This is a genomic window from Streptomyces solicavernae, from assembly GCF_029968095.1.
Taxonomy (GTDB): domain Bacteria; phylum Actinomycetota; class Actinomycetes; order Streptomycetales; family Streptomycetaceae; genus Streptomyces; species Streptomyces solicavernae.
In genome coordinates, this window is sequence record NZ_JASCIR010000096.1 from 1 (window position 1) to 1,085 (window position 1,085).

At 73.2% G+C, this 1,085-nt stretch carries 1 protein-coding gene; it reads right to left on the reverse strand.

The window, feature by feature from the left end; all coding sequences use genetic code 11:
• Nucleotides 1-1,085: polyketide synthase dehydratase domain-containing protein (locus QIS99_RS32140; RefSeq protein ID WP_282517289.1), on the reverse strand; the 1,085-nt coding region annotated here is incomplete at both ends.

A 1,085-nucleotide genomic window follows, 5' to 3' on the forward strand; every position in this document is an offset into this window, starting at 1 on the left:
TCCAGCACACCACCCGGCACACCACCCGACACATCACCAGGCTCGCCACCCGACAGACCATCGGCCGGCCCGACCGGGACCAACACCGCATCCACGGCTGTCGGATCCAGCGTCGCGAGGTCCGCGGGCCGCTGTCCGCCGAGGCTGCCCCAGCGGATCGGAGACGTGGCCTCGGGGAGGGCGGCCGGTGTCCAGTCGACCCGGTAGAGGGCTTCGCCCCCGCCCGGCCTGGGCTGCTCAGGGACCGCCTCGCCCAGGGTGATCGCGTCGACCGTGGCCACCGTCCGGCCGCTGTGGTCAGCCAGGTGCAGGGCGAAGACGTCCTTGTCGGTACGGCGCACACTGACCCGGAGCACGTCGGCGCCCTCGGCGTACACCCGCACTCCCGACCAGGACATCACCGCGCGCTGGGCCACTTCCTCGCTGTCCGCCGCGTAGCGGGCCAGCTGTGCCGCCCACTCCCAGAGCAGCGGGTGCAGGAGGAACCCGGAGGTGTCGAACTCGCCGTCCAGCGTGGGCATCAGCTCCGCGTGGACGTCGCCTTCGTGGCGCCAGAGTGCGGTGACGTCCTGGAGGGCGAGTTCGTGGGCCTCACCCGCCTCGGCCTCCTCCGCACCGGCCGGTGGCCAGGCCTGCGCGGGCGGGGCCTCGGAGATCGTGCCGTGGCCGACGAGGCCCTCGGCATGCAGCGTCCAGGGGGCGTCGAGGCCCTCGGGTCGTGCGTGCACGGAGAACGTGTGCCGCCCATCGCCGGCCGCCGTCGGAGCAGTGACGACTTGGAGGTGTGCTGCCCGGCCCTCGTCGAGCAGCAGAGGGGCGTGGATCGTGAGGGTTTCGAGAGCGGCGCAGTCGAGTACGTCGCCGACGTGCAGGCCGAGCTCGACGAAGACGGACGCCGGGACGGGTGTCCGGTGGTCGAGGTCCGGTTGTTCGGCCAGCCAGGGCTGGGCCCGGCCGGAGAGCCGTCCGGTGAACAGTTTGCCGCTTCGGCCGCCCGCGAGGTCCACGGCCGCGCCGAGCAGACCGTGGGCGGCAGGGTCCAGGCCGAGATGTGCGGCCTCCGCCGTGGTCGACTGCTCGGGACT